This window comes from Paenibacillus silvestris, assembly GCF_009882985.1.
GTDB classification, from domain to species: Bacteria; Bacillota; Bacilli; order Paenibacillales; family NBRC-103111; genus Paenibacillus_E; species Paenibacillus_E silvestris.
Map to the genome: position 1 here is coordinate 694675 of NZ_WTUZ01000022.1, position 15532 is coordinate 710206.

The window sequence follows — 15532 nt, forward strand, 5'->3', positions numbered from 1 at the left end:
AGATTTGGGGGCAGCCTCTTTTCTTGTTATTCCATCAGTAATGGACACCACGGCCGTTATTTACGATAAAAGGGTTACATTTTATCTTTAACGGACTCCATGATCGTTATTAAGGATTAAACGATAACAAAATGAGAGGAAATGAGTGAATAACTGCTCCTGTGTCCGTTAGAAATGCTGAATGCCTCATTTCCCTCAAATAGAGCCTCCCTTGTCCGTTAGCATTTTGCTCCGCTTCAAAGCTTAGCCCAAGTAAGCGAAGATCGTAAAGCTAGCCAAAAAACAAATTCCAAAATTTGAAAATCGAAAATCGAAAATCGAAAATCCAACATCCAACATCCAACATCCAACATCCAACATCCAACATCCAACATCCAACATCCAACATCCAACATCCAACATCCAACATCCAATCATAAAGCCAAAAGCACATGAAAAAGGAGCTAGCGTATCCATGCCGCTTAGCTCCCTTTTCATGTGCTTATTTAACGAACGTACCATTCCCCCGACACCCAGTCGGTTGATTTCCAGCGCAGCACCTCTGGATTAGCCAGATGCATGATCTCTTTCAGGAAGGACAGCTGTTCGAGCTCAGTCATTGGTTTGAAGCTCTTGGCTATGGCTAGATTTTTCTCTAGCTGCTCCATCGATTCCATGCCGACAATTGCTGTGGAAATCGGCAAAGAGAGCGTGTACTGCAGCGCCTTCTCGTACCACGGAGCAAGCTTGCCTAGCGCCATTACCTTCATGCCGATCACGGCAATGCCCTTCTCGTTTGCTTTCGGCAGAAACTCATGTGCGAAGCTGTATACGAGGTGGTCAGCGGCTGAGAGAGCCACAAGCGCGCTATCGAACGGGAACCGATCAATCGCTTCGAGCTGAACTCGTGGGTTCGTATGTCCGCTGATCGAGATATGTTTGATCAAGCCTTGTTCTTTTGCTTCAATCAGTGCTTCCAGAGCGCCGCCTTTGGCAAAACACTTGTCCAGCTCTTCCATCGTCATAATATTGTGCAAGCGCCATTCTTCCACATGATCCGTTTGCAGCCTTTTGAGACTGGCTTCGAGCAGCTTCATAGAGCCGTCTCTCGTGCGCTCGTTCGTTTTGGTCGCAATCCAGACATCGTTTCTGCGGCCATGCAGCGCTAACGCTTTGCCCAGTCTTTCTTCGGATTGGCCTTTCGAATAACTCGGTGCCGTATCGAAATAAGTGATGCCTTCGTCAATCGCGCGATTCACGATCGCAATAGCCTCATCTTCCGTACAGTTGTGCTCGTCTACGATGCGTTGTGCGCCAAAGCTAAGCAGCGAGAATTGCTGCCCCGTCCGGCCGAACATTCGTTTCTCCACGTTCATCTCTCCTTATGTATGAAGATTGCTTGCTTCTTTTCTATCGTTTCCTAAAAGGCTGCCAGATCATACCAACTTCCTTCAAATTTGCTGATATCGATTTAAGCAGGAGTTATCTCATCTTAAGTATAAATTAGGTAAGAGAGGGACGCCAGATTTCGTCATTCCCTTTTCACATTCACAAAAAATACACGACTAAAGTCCTATTTTCCCTATCAAAAAAGATTGTAATTTATAGCAAATAAACCTATCATTATGTACATAGACGAACTATTTGTCGAATTATGGAATGGGTTATACGTGGCTTTTATTATTATAGAAAGAGGGAGTCTGGCATATGGAGAAATCATCATTGATTGGCATTGTTTTAGCGCTTATATCGGTTGGTGTGGGCATGGTGTTAAAAGGGGCAAGTTTGGTGGCGTTATTGAACCCAGCAGCTGCACTTATTATTTTCGGAGGAACGGCTTCAGCCTTGTTTATCGCGTTCTCATTAGAGGACATGAAAAAAATTCCGAAATTATTGAAGATTATTTTTACCGAACAAAAATTAATGCCTAAAAAAGAACTTATCAATACCTTCATCGAATGGGTATCCATTACACGTCGTGAAGGCCTTCTTTCACTGGAAAAGCAAGCAGAAGAGCTGGCGGATCCTTTTATGAAAAGCGGGATGCGGCTCATTATTGATGGGAATGATCCTGATTTCGTGCGCGACGTACTGCTTGAGGATATTGCAGAAATGGAAACAAGACATAAGAAATACGCTGGAATTTTTACACAAGCCGGTACATATGCACCAACACTTGGCGTTCTTGGCGCCGTAGTAGGTTTGATTGCTGCCCTGGGGAATTTAAGTGAAGTAGAGAAACTGGGGCATTTGATTTCTGCAGCATTCGTTGCGACGATGTTCGGGATTTTCCTTGGTTATGTTATTTTTCACCCTTTCGCGAACAAGCTCAAGCAGAAGTCGAAGAAAGAAGTTGAAATTAAACTCATGGTGGTCGAAGGCTTGCTGTCGATTCAATCGGGTGTATCTGCCAACTCTGTGAAGCAAAAAATGATGATCTTCGTAGCGAATAGCGATCGCGCAGCGTTTGACGAAGAAGCGAAAGGGGACGCGGCGCAGTGAGTAAAAAGAAGAAGCATGAGGAACACGAAGAGCACGTTGATGAATCCTGGCTCATTCCCTATGCGGATTTGCTTACTTTGCTTCTAGCTCTTTTTATCATTCTATTTGCATCCAGTCAGTTGGATTCGAAGAAATACAACTCCATTATGAGGTCCTTAAACAATGCGTTTACGGGGGGAGAAGCGCCATTCGCGGTATCCAATTTAATCCCGATTGACGACGCGGCGAGCTCCACCAAGAACGACAACAAGAATCAGAACCCGCCTACGAAGGAGCAGAGTCATACGGACAGTCAACTGGCTGCCAAGCTGCAAAAGGAAGAAAAAGATCTGGAAGAATTGAAGAAAAGCATGGATGCCTTCATCAAAGAAAATCAGTTGAATGAGCAGTTAACAACGAAACTTGATAACGAGAAACTGACGATAACGATCAGTGATCGCGCGTTGTTCGATTCCGGATCTGCAACCATGAAGCAAGATTCTCAGAAGCTGGCAGTTTCCATTGCAGGTATGCTGGCGAGTTACCCAGGCTATCAGGTTGAGGTGGGAGGGCATACGGACAATATCCCGATTCACCGAGCGGATTTTGAAACAAATTGGGATTTGAGTGCCAAACGATCCGTTAATTTCATGAAGATCTTACTGAATAATGGTAAAATCGACCCTTCCTCTTACTCCTCAGTTGGCTACGGGGAATACCGCCCAATTGCATCGAATGACACAACAGAAGGCCGCGCCAAGAACCGCAGGGTGGAAGTCAGCATTCTGCGCAATATTAAGGCAACGGATGAGATTGCGAAATAAGTCTATACGCGAGAAAGGCCAAGAACCGATGAATGGTTCTTGGCCTTTTTGTGTCTAGATCTTTACTTAAAGTTGTGCAGAAAAACCATACCGTTAACATATCGTCTTGCCAAAGAGTTAAAGCTGGACGAATGTACGGAAATAATAGCTACATGGATGGCATTTTTGAGCATTTCCTGTTCCTTGGCATTCGCATGCGGGCAATGTGAAACGGCATATTCATGTGCTGCTTCATCCAACATTTGATCCCATTTGGAGATAAAATCCTGACTATTTCCTGCGAAATTCCTGTAACGAGCATCTAACACTTCATAAAGTTCCGCATAGACGGAATAGAACGCAAGAGGGCTGATGGTTTGTTCATCGCAGCTAGATGACGCGGAACGGAATAAGATGTGGAACAATTGACGAATGGACTCATAGTCCAAGGAAGATCTTAGGTCCTCAATAATGAAAAACAAAGCCACTTGTTGAAGGGAATATTTCTTCCCATCCTCAGGAAGTCCAATCAATTCCTTGAAATCACGTTTCACCCAGTTCTGAATAGAGGTAACACTAAATTGAGTAAACTCTACTTGTGTACCGAGCGTGGCGATATCGCTTAAGGAGAAAGCCGGCTTAATATTGGACTTAATCATTTTCTCCATCAAGGGAGGAAGTGTCGTTGAAAGAAAGGCGGACATCGATTTACCCTGTTCAAGATCACTCTCATGCTGAATTCGCCATGTGTCTTGCAGGATAGCCAGAGGTGATTTCTCTAGATGACCACTCAAGGACAACATTAAATCAGCCATATCTTTGCGTCTAAAAGTTAATGTTTCCATTTGACGTCACCTCACCCGAATTCGAACCGTTCTTATGAATTTATAATAAAATACGGTTTAAGTCATGTCAAAATTGTTTATTTAATAATAATATACTAGAATAGTTCATAAGAACTTGTTATAAGAATAATTCAGTTCGTAAAGGATGAGTTGCCATGGTTTTGAATCTATTTTTAATCGCTTTACTCATATTATTAACCGCTTTTTTCGTAGCTACAGAATTTGCCATTATTAAACTCCGCCCGAGCCGTGTCGAACAGATGGTACTTGAAGGCAGCAAGAATGCGCTTGCCGTGCAGAAGGTAACAACTAATCTAGATGCGTACTTATCTGCCTGCCAACTGGGTATTACCATTACAGCGCTCGGCCTTGGTTGGTTAGGTGAGCCGACGGTAGAGAAATTACTGCATCCTTTATTTGAAATATTAACCATAAGCGATAGCTTGTCACACATCTTATCTTTTGGTATCGCTTTTGTTTTGATGACTTATCTTCATGTTGTACTTGGTGAGCTTGCGCCAAAGTCTCTTGCGATTCAAAAAGCGGAACAAATCGCAGTAGTAACAGCACCTATCATTGTTATTTTCCACAAAGTGATGTATCCATTCATTTGGCTGTTAAACGGATCTGCGAATGCTATGATCAAAATGCTCGGAATGAAGCCTGCCAGCGAACATGAAGAAGCTCACTCCGAGGAAGAGATCCGCCTTATTCTTCATGAAAGTTATCAAAGCGGGAAAATTAATAAAACAGAATACGGCTACACAGACAGAATTTTTACATTTGATGAGCTGTTGGCGCGCGAAATCATGATACCGCGGACTGACATGGTTTGCTTATATGCTAACAAGCCATTGAAAGAAAATTTGGAGATCATTAAGCGTGAACAATATACCCGTTTTCCTGTTGCCAAAGAGAATAAGGACAATATTATTGGGATTGTGAATACCAAGCAGTTTTTCTTGAATTATGATAATAACCCTAATTTTGATTTTGGATCGTTGCTGCAGCCTGTAATGACCGTGCCTGATGTCATGCCCATTAAGCAGCTGCTTAAGAAGATGCAGAAAGAACAGGTGCATATTGCGCTTCTACTCGATGAGTACGGTGGTACTGCCGGTTTAATAACCATCGAGGACATCCTTGAGGAAATTGTCGGTGAGATTCGTGACGAATTCGATAAGGATGAGAAGCGGGATATTGAATCACTGGATACGAACCGATTCTTGATTATAGGAACCGCGCTCGTGGATGAAGTTAATCATTATCTTGAAACCAAAATAGAGCATGAAGAAGTCGACTCTATTGGTGGATGGCTTTATAGTAAACAACCTGAACTAGAGAAAGGCCAGCCTTGGGATTATGGGGATTTGACCTTTATCGTACGGGAGAGAGAGCACAACCGCATTCGTAAAATCGAGATTATCAAAAAACTTCCGCAACAAATATAAGCGATAAGGCCGACCTGCCATATGCGGGTTGGTCTTTCTTCTATTTGTTCAGATAATCCGAATCAGTAAAGGGGATGATAATAGAAATTCATCAGCAAAGGAGTAAGACAAATTGGATACTACCTATGAACACACGCATATCCCGATAACGACGGTATCAAGCGGAGAAGGTCAAGAAGTGAGCATTGATATTTATTGCTACTGTATTCAGTTTGTTAACATATGTTTGATTGGCAATCCGACCAGCAAATCGAAGACATGGTTTTTAGTCGACGCCGGGATGCCACATGCCTCAGACACTATTATTCAATTGGCAGAGGATCGTTTTGGCACGATGACGAAGCCGCAGGGAATTATTTTGACGCATGGACACTTCGATCATGTCGGCTCAATCGCGGAGCTGCTTGAACGTTGGGATGTACCTGTCTATGCGCATGAGCAGGAAATCCCCTACCTAACAGGTAAAGCGAACTACCCTGAAGGGGATTCCACAGTGAATGGGGGACTCATTAGTGAGCTTTCTCCGCTATTTCCGAATCACGGCATCAACCTCGGGGATCAGGTGAAGGCGTTACAGGCCGATGGAACCATTCCTGGGCTGCCTGACTGGCAATGGATACATACCCCGGGGCATACGCCAGGGCATATATCACTTTTTCGGGAAAAAGACCGCTCCTTAATCGCTGGTGATGCCTTTGTCACTGTGAAACAGGAGTCGCTCTACCGGGTACTTCTTCAGACGCAGGAAATTAGTGGTCCTCCGAAATATGCTACGACGGATTGGGAAGCTGCCGCAGCATCTGTCAAAAAGTTGAATGAGCTTCGTCCAAGCTTGGCTGTGACGGGACATGGCAAACCGATGCGTGATGAGGAATTGACGAATCAATTGACGTACTTGGCAGAGCATTTTGACGAAGTTGCTGTGCCGGAGGAAGGGCGTTTCGTGCATTAGCGCTTTGGAGGACAAGCTCTGCAAATTAACGGGAGGATTTCCATTTATTATAGCGCAGCAAGTGCCTACCGCGTGAAAAGAGGCTCTCCCAAAAGTCATCATGTGACCGAGGGAGAGCCTCTATTGTTAACTTCTTGGGGCAGCCCGTTCTTCGGTTACCCGATAAGTACAGGCTCTTTTTTATCCTTCGTATTTGCGTCTGCTGTCTTCGTATCGGCTGTCAGATCCCGAGAATGATCAGCAGCTTCTTTGACAGTTTCGTCCTTATTAATTCCTGTGAAAGCAGCCTCAACCTGACCATCTTTATTTTGTCCGTCTTCGTCCTTATCTCTGTTAACTAGGGTGCCTTCATCGACACTTGAAAGATCTATAGCTGTGTGGACAGATTCATCAACTAGTTCTTCATCAGTTTCGGTTATCTGGAATTTACTAATCTCCGTGAATAACCGGTTAGCCAAAGCGAGAATGTCATCCGACTCTTCAGCAATGCGGCGGATGGAGGCATCCTGCTGAATGGACGTCGAGTTGACTTCTTCCACACCAGCTGCTGTTTCTTGGGCGATCGCCGCCACGAACTGCACGGAGCCAACAAGCTGATCGTTCTTGGAACGAGCTTGTTCGATTTTCGAATGAATGTGCTCAATCTGCTCCTTGATCCCAGTCATGGAATGCTCGATACTCTCGAAGGAGCTGAGCGTATCAGCGACACGATGATTCTGGGTAACCGCAGAATCCTTCGCTTCCAAGAGCGAGCTCTGCAGCTCTTGGATTTGTTTCTGCAGCGCCTGCGTAATGCCGCTGATTGTCTTGGACGAGTCGCTCGTCTGCTGCGACAGGTGACGAACCTCATCCGCGATGACGGAGAAGCCGCGGCCGTGCACGCCGGCCCTTGCCGCTTCAATCGCGGCATTCAGGGCCAGGACGTTCGTTTGCGTCGATATCTCCGTAATCGAACGTGTGATGGCGCCAATCTGCTTCGAGCTGGCGGCTACGGTCTGCATCGCTGCATCGACTTTGTGCAGCACTTCCTGCGACTGTTCGGACGATATCTTCAGCGCCCGGACATAACCTGTGCCTTGCAGCGTACCGGCTGCGGCTTCATCGCTCGCTTTTATCATTTCATAGGTATACGCGGTAATGTCCCGAATCTCTTCTTCCAGCTCTGTAATGATGAGCGAACTGGACTCTGTTTGCATGGCCTGTTCATCGGCCCCCTGTGAAATTTCATTGATCGCTTTCAAGATGTCCGTATTGGCAGACGCCGTAAGCTGAGAGAAGCGATGAAATTCATGCGAGTGATCGCTTAAAGAGGAAGCGATTTGTTTGGTTGCATAAAGCATATGACGCACCTGGCGAATCATATGATCGAAGCTTTGGCTGAGCTGACCGAGCTCATCTTTGGAAGTCGCATTGATCGTATGGGTCAAATCCCCTGCCGCGATAAGCGAAACGGCTTTCTGCAGTCTTTGAATCGGACGGATAAATGAACGAATCAATAAGAAAGCGATCAAAACCGTAATCACTAGCACGACAATGGAAACATACGTCATAACCAGACTCGTGCTATCCAAAGCTTTGGTGGAGGAGACGATGGCCTGATCGGCTGACTCCGCATAGGTCACATAGAACTTATCGACTAGATCAAAGATCACATTTTTCAGATCCTGAGACTCATTGTACAAATACATGAGGTTGATTTCTAAATCCTTCGTACTTGTACCATTATTGACCTGAATCATTTTGGCAGCAGAATCAAAGTTATTAATGTAGTCAACGGAGGCTTGTATTAACTGGCTGCGCCATTTTTGCTGATCGGGCGTAACCGCGGTATCCCCTATTTTTTTAATATAATCATTGAAAGGCTGGCGTTTGGCATTGTATTTAAATATGTATTCGGGTTTCTTCGAAATCTCAAGTCCAGAAGCAATTATGTTCATGTCTTGAACCATTTCCTTTAATTCCAACGCCATAACTTTCAGCTGGACCTTGTCATTCTGATCATTCATATGTTGTTTGATTTGGCTAACCTGATGAAGATTGAAATAAGCAACAGCTAGAAAAATCAAGAGCACCCCACTGAAACTGACAATTAATTTGGAACGCATGGTCATATTGAAGAAAAATAACCGGCTCACATTCATCCCTCCATAAATAGACAAGATATGACGCGTTTCTTGTTTCTACTTATAAATATAGGAGACTTCTATTAACTAAAGCGTCGAACTGTGTAAATAAGATGTAAAATTAACCATACAACTCTATCGAAAGTCCTATGAAAAAGTTTTACATTACGTTTACGTTTCATGGGTTTGGAATTTACATTCGATTGTTACGATGTATTTGTAAGTTAGTTGCGAGGGACAAACAAGGAAATCGAAACTAACCAGAGAAGCAACATAAAATAAAAGGAGGACATGCTGACTATGTTCAAGTTCATGTCGAAAAAAGGAATTACATTATCTCTATCCGCGGTATTAATGATGGGGTCATTGGTTGGATGCGGAGCAAAAACAGAAACAAACGGAGCTGCTTCCGCAACACCTGCTGCAACTACAGCTGCTACAGCGTCTGCAAAGCCTTCTGATACGCCTAAAACAGAACTTACTGGTACAATCACTGCTTCTGGTTCAAGCGCATTGCTTCCACTAGTTAAACAAGCAGCAACTGAGTTCATGGAAAAGAACCCAAAAGTAACAATTAACGTTACAGCTGGTGGTTCAGGAACAGGAATTAAAAACGTAGCTGACGGTACTTCCGATATCGGTAACTCCGACGTTGAGCCAGGTGCTGAATATAAAGATAAAGGTCTTGTTGACCACCAAGTAGCAATCGCTCCTTTCGCATTCATCGTTAACAAAGATGTTAAAGTTGAGAACGTAACAAAACAACAAGCTGCTGATATTTACATGGGCAAAATCACGAACTGGAAAGACGTTGGCGGTAACGATGCGAAAATCGTTCTTGTACACCGTCCAGATAGCTCTGGTTCCCGTACACTTGTAAAAACAATCATTCTTGATGGTAAAGACTTCACTAAAGACGGTATTACACAAGAAAACAGCGGTGCTATGAAAACAGCTGTTGTTGGTCAATCCGGTTCCATCGGTTATGTAGATACTCCTTACATCGACGATACAGTTAAAGCGTTGAAAATTGACGGCGTAGCTTTCTCCGAAGAGAACATCAAAAACGGTACTTACAAACTATTTGGTGTTGAGCACATGTATACAAAAGGTGAAGCTAAAGATCCAGCTAAAGCATTCATCGAATATATGTCCACAAAAGAATTCCAAGGTAAACAAGTTCGTGATTTGAAATTCTTGCCTGCTGATTTGCTTAAAAAATAATTGGATTTCTCAACTAGGGCGTTCGCATCATGCGGGCGCTCTTTTTGCTGCTTTAGACCTGAAGAACACGAAACTTTTACATTGCCTTTACAATTCATTAACGATGCAATGACATTCATGTCCTATCATAACAGTATGACATGTTAGGGCATGTGGTATTAAATAAAGGGGGATTAACCCAATGAATTCCGTAGCAGACAAACTATCAAATGCGAGTTCAGACAGCAAAAGCCGTCCAATAGTTTCTAAGTGGACCCGAGGACAACATAGACAAGACAGCATCATGCGATGGGTGTTTGTCATTAGTGCTGCTCTTGTATCGGCGATTATTTTCTCAATCATTGTTTTCGTAGGGATGCAGGGGATCAAGACTTTTCAAGGAGTAAGTCCCTTGGAGTTTTTCTTCTCGACGGACTGGACACCAGGTTCGAATAAATTCGGAGCGTTTCCTTTCTTATACAGCACCTTGCTGATGACGCTTGTTTCCGTCGTCATTTCAGTTCCGCTGGCTTTGTCGGGCGCTTTATTCATGGCCAAAATCGCTCCAAAATGGATGCGCGAAATCATGCGTCCTGCGACTGATCTATTCGTAGGGATTCCATCTGTCGTGTACGGTTTGATCGGGTTAACCGTCATTGTGCCTTTCTTAGGTAAATTAACCGGCGATGTCGCTTACGGCATACTGCCTGCTTCTATTATATTAGCAATTATGATTCTACCAACTATTCTCTCCATCTCAGAGGACGCTATCCGCGCACTTCCTGGTCGTCTGGAGGAAGCTTCTCTAGCGCTTGGAGCAACACGCTGGCAAACGATGTGGCGCGTGTTGCTGCCGGCAGCTAGACCGGGCATTTTAACAGCAATCATTCTTGGGATGGGCCGTGCAATCGGAGAAACAATGGCTGTATTCATGGTAATTGGTAACTCGCCACAAATGCCAAAATCATTGCTCGATTCTACAACGGTATTAACAACGGCAATCGTCAAGGACATGGGGAATACGAACTACGGATCAACATGGAACAATGCGTTATACATGATGGCGCTGCTTTTACTTGTGATCTCCTTATCCTTAATCATCATCATTCGCGTTGTTGCAAAAAGGAGTGAAGTGAAATGACAAGTAAATCAACAGACCGGATTGCTACGGTATATTTTTGGGCATCAGGCATTGTTATCATAGGGATTTTGGCTTGGTTTCTCATTCGGATTTTGGGGGATGGCATTCCTCATCTGTCCTGGCATTTTATCTTCGGCAAGCCAGAAGAGATTAAAGCGGGGGGCGGCGTAGGGCCCCAATTGTTCAACTCTTTCTATGTCTTGTTCTTGTCACTCTTGATCTCCATTCCAATCGGATTGTTTTCGGGCATATACTTAGCCATTTACGCACAAAAAAATTGGTTTACAGATCTTGTCCGTATTTCTGTTGAGGCTTTGTCTTCTGTACCTTCCATCGTTTTTGGATTGTTTGGATTCTTGCTTTTCGCCAATTTGCTCGGGCTGAAGTTTTCCATTATCGGTGGCGCGGCGACGGTTGCCCTGCTGAACTTACCAGTCATGGTCAGGGTTACAGAAGAATCGATCCGCACGGTTCCTGAGTCCTATTGGGAAGCAAGCTTGGCACTAGGTTCAACGAAGTGGCAGGCGATTCGTAAAGTACTTATTCCAGCTGCATTGCCTAGCTTGATTACAGGCATCACGCTGATTGCTGGTCGTGCATTAGGTGAATCCGCGATTCTTATTTACACAGCTGGGTTATCGGTTTCCCGGTTCTTCCCAGATTTCAACCCGCTGAACATGGGAGAGACGTTATCGGTTCATCTTTGGTATGTCGGGGCTGAAGCGCTGGTTCCAGATGCAAAAGAAATTGCTAAGGGAAGTGCCGCACTGCTCCTGATCGTCGTACTTATCTTTAACCTGCTGGTCAGCATACCAAGCCGAATCTTACAAAAAAGACTTTCCGGGGGGAAATAAACAATGGCGACTTCAACCATGACAAAAACAAAGATCAAAGCAGAAAAATTGAATTTATTTTATGGCGAAAATCATGCACTTCACGATATCGACTTGTCGATTGAAAAAGGAAGTATCGCGGCATTGATTGGGCCGTCAGGTTGTGGAAAATCAACGTTCCTGCGTACTTTGAACCGGATGAATGATTTGATTGACAGTGTTCGTATTACAGGAAATGTCGCTGTAGACGGTCATAACATCTATGGCTCTGATTCTGATGTCGTCTCATTGCGTAAGCGCGTGGGTATGGTGTTCCAACGCCCGAATCCTTTTCCAATGAGCATCTATGACAACATTGCTTATGGCCCGCGCATTCACGGGATCAAGAAAAAAGCTTTGCTTGATGAAATCGTGGAACGCAGTCTTGTACAAGCTGCGCTATGGGATGAAGTTAAGGACCGTTTGAACAAATCCGCACTTGGATTGTCGGGTGGGCAACAACAGCGTTTATGTATCGCACGTTTGCTCGCAGTTGAACCAGATGTATTACTGATGGATGAGCCGACTTCTGCCTTAGACCCAATTTCAACATTGAAGGTTGAAGAACTTACACAAACCCTGAAAGACAAATATACGATCATTATCGTTACACACAACATGCAGCAAGCAGCTAGGATTTCCGATATGACATCCTTTTTCTTAAATGGCGTTTTAGTCGAAACTGACAAAACAGATAAAATCTTTACAAACCCGAATGATCAACGCACCGAAGATTACATCACAGGAAGATTCGGCTAACCACTACTGGAAGGGGCAACGTACATGGATGCAAGACCCGGGTTTCATCAATCATTAACTTTGCTGCAAAAAGAATTACTTGAGATGGGGGAAAGTGTTAAGGAATTGATTCTAACGTCCGTTAATTCCTTGGCAACTCTCGATGAGAAGGCCGCGCAGCAAGTGATTAACAATGACGATCAGATCGATGATTATTTAACGAGGATTGATGAACTGTCGCTGCGTCTCATTGCTTTGCAGCAGCCTATGGCGAGTGATCTGCGCATTATTAGCACTGCACTCAAAATTGCCATTGATTTGGAACGTATTGCTGATCATGCGGTAGACATCGCCAAGATTACAATTCGGTTCGCGGGAGAAGAACTTGTGAAGCCTCTCGAAACGATTCCCCAAATGGCGAATATCGCCATTGAGATGCTGCAAGAAAGCTTGCTCTCCTATACAGAGCGCGATGTTCACCGTGCTGCGGCGCTGGCTGAGAAGGACGATCGTGTAGATAAAATGTACAGCACTGTAATGACAGAGCTGATGGGTATGATGAATTCCGATTACCACCGGAATCGCCAGTTGACTCACTTGCTGCTGGTTGCCCACTTCCTGGAGCGGGTAGCGGATCACACAACGAATATTGGTGAAGGCGTTATTTATATGGTGACTGGGAAGCGCAAAGATTTGAACGTGTAAGGTTATTATGAATGGTAGAATGATAGAATAATAAAGAAAATAGGCTGTCCAGAGTAGAATTACTACTTTCGGGGAGCCTTTTTTATTGGTACTAGAGTTCGTTATCCACGGCCGATAGGTTTTTGAAATTTGTTTGTGGCAGGTGAGGTGGAGGAGGATTGGAATAGTGGAAGTGGTCGTATTTCCCACAGTCTCAGTCGAAGTAGATGGAAAATCTCCCGTTATTTTGTGCTGCACGGGGCATTCGGACGAAATAGCGGTATAAACTCCATCTAAATCATCGCTTGCGGCGGGTTCGAGCTGAAATTGGTGAGATTAGCGGGAGAAATTCCATTTAATGACACAAAAGTGGTTCAAATGAAGATAATAGCAGGAGTAATCGGCGTTGCATACAGTAATCAATCTACTCCGTTGCCCGGTTACCAAGGCTCGATTAAAGTATGGCACTCCGTAGAGGAATTGCCCATCAAAAAAGACCGTAAAACCAAGCGGAACCCGCTTAGTTCTACGGTCTATCCTGCCTCCCTGCCAATCGGTTCGCTGAATGCCGCGGCTCCTGCGGAGCGGAGCTGGCATACAATAGTCAGCATAATCAATCCTAATTAGGATCGATTGTATCTACAGGAATAGGGAAACGGATAAGAAAAGTCGTCCCCTCCGAACTAGATTGGACCTCTATGGAGGCCTTGTGCCTAGCAGCGATGCTATAGCAAATGGCTAAACCAAGACCTGTGCCTTCATCCTTCGTGGTGAAGAAAGGGCGTCCAAGCTTCTCCAGATGCTTCTCATCAATGCCTGTCCCCTCGTCCGATATCAACAAGACAACATATCCGTTTTCTTCGAAGGTTTGGATCGTAAGCGTTCCGCCAATCGTCATGGCCTCAAGCCCATTCATGCACATATTGAGAATAAGCTGCCGCATTTCTTTATCATCAAGATGAATAACAGGACAATCTACGAATTGGAACTGAACGTGCTTGCCTGACATGACGGCTTCAGCTTGGATAAGTGGAAGGAGCATTTCGATGATCCGGTTAATTTGATCCGGTTGTTGATGGGATTGTTTATTTTTGGCCAGCGACAAATACTCGGTAATGATTTCGTTAGCCCGATCCAGCTCCTCGAGCATAATCGGAATATACTCTTTTTGCATATTGCGATCGTTTTCACGAAACAATTGCAAAAATCCGCGAATCGTCGTCATCGGGTTGCGAATTTCGTGGGCGATGCCGGCCGCCATTTCCCCGACCAAATTCAGCTGAGCAAGACGAGCCATCTCCGTCTCGAAACGCAAGCTCTCCGTAATGTCGACAGCCACTTGAAGCAAGCAGCTCTCATTTTCGATATCGATGATCTCCGTAGACAGAAGTGCTGTCCGAGTCTCCTTGGATTTGGTTTCATATTTCACTTTGCAGTTATGGATGACCTCATCGCAGCTAGTTGATTCCCCGGAATCCGTGCGCAATAAATCCATATTGGTGCCAATGATCTCATCGCCATACCCCGTATATTGCTTCCAGCTTTCATTTATTTCGATATAAGTAAGATCCGGCAGACGGCGGATGGCCATCAAAGAAGGGGAGAGCATGAACATTTTCTTGAAATGGTCCTGGGACTTCAGCAGCTTCTCATGGGCATCGACTAGTTCCGTAGTCCGTTCTTCGACCCATTGTTCTAATAGCGAATTCTGCTGTTTCAGCTTCTCCTCGGCTTCCGCCAGTTTGCGGTTCGTTTCTTCGAGATCAAGCGTCCGTTTGTGCAGGAGCTCACTTTGATATTTGATTTTCTGGTGTCCCAAATGCATATTGACGAAAGCATCGACTTTCATACGCAGCATTTCGGGATGAACAGGCTTGAATAAATAATCAATTGACCCTACATGATATCCTTTTAATACATGCTCTATCGATGTACTGAGAGCCGTTAAGAAGATGATAGGAATATCCTGACAGGCTTTGCGCTGTTTAATCAGCTCAACCGTTTCAAAGCCGCTTAAACCCGGCATTTGTACATCCATTAGAATGACAGCGATATGATCGGCGGGTTCCTTTAACAAATATCGAAGAACTTCCTCACCCGATTGCAGAGAAATAACGTCATAGTGGGAAGAGGCCAGAATGCTATTCAGAGCCAGCAAGTTCTCGTAGCGGTCATCTACCGCCAAGATTTTGACTTGTTGTTCCATTTCAAATCCTTTCCGTGCTTGTACAAGCGCTTGTACGCACCTAGCAATCGTCCT

Annotated in this window: 14 protein-coding genes; 10 read left to right on the top strand and 4 right to left on the bottom strand. The window is 44.6% G+C overall.

The window, feature by feature from the left end; translation table 11 throughout:
• Window positions 1–485: 485 nt before the first annotated feature.
• Window positions 486–1349 (bottom strand): aldo/keto reductase, encoded by an 864-nt coding sequence (locus tag GQF01_RS23490; protein ID WP_161409087.1) that lies wholly within the window; start codon window positions 1347–1349, stop codon window positions 486–488.
• A 337-nt stretch (window positions 1350–1686) separates the two neighbouring features.
• Here GQF01_RS23490 and motA point away from each other — a divergent pair, with 337 nt between their 5' ends.
• On the top strand, window positions 1687–2481 hold the full coding sequence (gene motA, locus GQF01_RS23495) for a flagellar motor stator protein MotA (protein ID WP_161409088.1): 795 nt from the start codon (window positions 1687–1689) through the stop codon (window positions 2479–2481).
• The gene (gene motB / locus GQF01_RS23500; RefSeq protein WP_161409089.1) at window positions 2478–3284 is read left to right on the top strand and encodes a flagellar motor protein MotB; all 807 of its coding nucleotides are present in this window, start codon (window positions 2478–2480) and stop codon (window positions 3282–3284) included. Before motA ends, motB begins: the two co-directional genes overlap by 4 nt.
• 62 nt (window positions 3285–3346) lie before the next feature.
• Here the strand turns inward: motB and GQF01_RS23505 are convergent, their stop codons facing one another.
• The gene (locus GQF01_RS23505; protein ID WP_161409090.1) at window positions 3347–4108 is read right to left on the bottom strand and encodes a DUF1836 domain-containing protein; all 762 of its coding nucleotides are present in this window, start codon (window positions 4106–4108) and stop codon (window positions 3347–3349) included.
• Window positions 4109–4263: 155 nt separating this feature from the next.
• Here GQF01_RS23505 and GQF01_RS23510 point away from each other — a divergent pair, with 155 nt between their 5' ends.
• Together GQF01_RS23510 and GQF01_RS23515 are read left to right on the top strand one after the other, a co-directional pair.
• Complete coding sequence (locus tag GQF01_RS23510; protein WP_161409091.1) at window positions 4264–5559, top strand: hemolysin family protein; 1296 nt, start codon at window positions 4264–4266, stop codon at window positions 5557–5559.
• A 112-nt stretch (window positions 5560–5671) separates the two neighbouring features.
• Window positions 5672–6511, top strand: a complete 840-nt coding sequence (locus GQF01_RS23515; RefSeq protein WP_161409092.1) for an MBL fold metallo-hydrolase — start codon at window positions 5672–5674, stop codon at window positions 6509–6511.
• A 155-nt stretch (window positions 6512–6666) separates the two neighbouring features.
• Here the strand turns inward: GQF01_RS23515 and GQF01_RS23520 are convergent, their stop codons facing one another.
• Window positions 6667–8646, bottom strand: a complete 1980-nt coding sequence (locus GQF01_RS23520; RefSeq protein ID WP_161409093.1) for a methyl-accepting chemotaxis protein — start codon at window positions 8644–8646, stop codon at window positions 6667–6669.
• A gap of 288 nt (window positions 8647–8934) precedes the next feature.
• Here GQF01_RS23520 and GQF01_RS23525 point away from each other — a divergent pair, with 288 nt between their 5' ends.
• The 6 genes from GQF01_RS23525 (at window position 8935) to GQF01_RS23550 (ending at window position 13899) form a co-directional block, all read left to right on the top strand.
• A complete protein-coding gene (locus GQF01_RS23525) occupies window positions 8935–9858 on the top strand; it encodes a phosphate ABC transporter substrate-binding protein (protein WP_145659411.1) in 924 nt (307 codons plus the stop codon).
• 181 nt (window positions 9859–10039) lie between these two features.
• Window positions 10040–10978 carry a phosphate ABC transporter permease subunit PstC gene (gene pstC, locus GQF01_RS23530; protein ID WP_161409094.1) on the top strand — a complete coding sequence of 313 codons (939 nt, stop codon included), beginning with the start codon at window positions 10040–10042 and terminating at the stop codon, window positions 10976–10978.
• A complete protein-coding gene (gene pstA / locus GQF01_RS23535; RefSeq protein WP_161409095.1) occupies window positions 10975–11832 on the top strand; it encodes a phosphate ABC transporter permease PstA in 858 nt (285 codons plus the stop codon). The genes pstC and pstA overlap by 4 nt, the downstream gene beginning before the upstream one ends.
• Before the next feature lie 3 nt (window positions 11833–11835).
• Window positions 11836–12609: a phosphate ABC transporter ATP-binding protein PstB gene (gene pstB / locus GQF01_RS23540; RefSeq protein WP_161409096.1), complete on the top strand. Its 774-nt coding sequence runs from the start codon at window positions 11836–11838 to the stop codon at window positions 12607–12609.
• Between the two features lie 24 nt (window positions 12610–12633).
• Entirely contained in the window at window positions 12634–13293 is a 660-nt protein-coding gene (phoU, locus tag GQF01_RS23545; protein WP_161409097.1) for a phosphate signaling complex protein PhoU, read from the top strand.
• Window positions 13294–13650: 357 nt separating this feature from the next.
• Entirely contained in the window at window positions 13651–13899 is a 249-nt protein-coding gene (locus tag GQF01_RS23550; protein ID WP_161409098.1) for a hypothetical protein, read from the top strand.
• Here the strand turns inward: GQF01_RS23550 and GQF01_RS23555 are convergent.
• A complete protein-coding gene (locus GQF01_RS23555; protein ID WP_161409099.1) occupies window positions 13892–15478 on the bottom strand; it encodes a response regulator in 1587 nt (528 codons plus the stop codon). The genes GQF01_RS23550 and GQF01_RS23555 overlap by 8 nt on opposite strands.
• Window positions 15479–15532 lie beyond the last annotated feature (54 nt).

What these genes read in the sequence shown, in the direction of transcription:
- GQF01_RS23505 (WP_161409090.1), bottom strand. Translation starts at nt 4,108, where the DNA reads ATGGAAACATTAACTTTTAGACGCAAAGATATGGCTGATTTAATGTTG.
- GQF01_RS23525 (WP_145659411.1), top strand. Translation starts at nt 8,935, where the DNA reads ATGTTCAAGTTCATGTCGAAAAAAGGAATTACATTATCTCTATCCGCG.
- GQF01_RS23510 (WP_161409091.1), top strand. Translation starts at nt 4,264, where the DNA reads ATGGTTTTGAATCTATTTTTAATCGCTTTACTCATATTATTAACCGCT.
- phoU (WP_161409097.1), top strand. Translation starts at nt 12,634, where the DNA reads ATGGATGCAAGACCCGGGTTTCATCAATCATTAACTTTGCTGCAAAAA.
- GQF01_RS23550 (WP_161409098.1), top strand. Translation starts at nt 13,651, where the DNA reads ATGAAGATAATAGCAGGAGTAATCGGCGTTGCATACAGTAATCAATCT.
- motA (WP_161409088.1), top strand. Translation starts at nt 1,687, where the DNA reads ATGGAGAAATCATCATTGATTGGCATTGTTTTAGCGCTTATATCGGTT.
- GQF01_RS23555 (WP_161409099.1), bottom strand. Translation starts at nt 15,478, where the DNA reads ATGGAACAACAAGTCAAAATCTTGGCGGTAGATGACCGCTACGAGAAC.
- pstA (WP_161409095.1), top strand. Translation starts at nt 10,975, where the DNA reads ATGACAAGTAAATCAACAGACCGGATTGCTACGGTATATTTTTGGGCA.
- pstB (WP_161409096.1), top strand. Translation starts at nt 11,836, where the DNA reads ATGGCGACTTCAACCATGACAAAAACAAAGATCAAAGCAGAAAAATTG.
- pstC (WP_161409094.1), top strand. Translation starts at nt 10,040, where the DNA reads ATGAATTCCGTAGCAGACAAACTATCAAATGCGAGTTCAGACAGCAAA.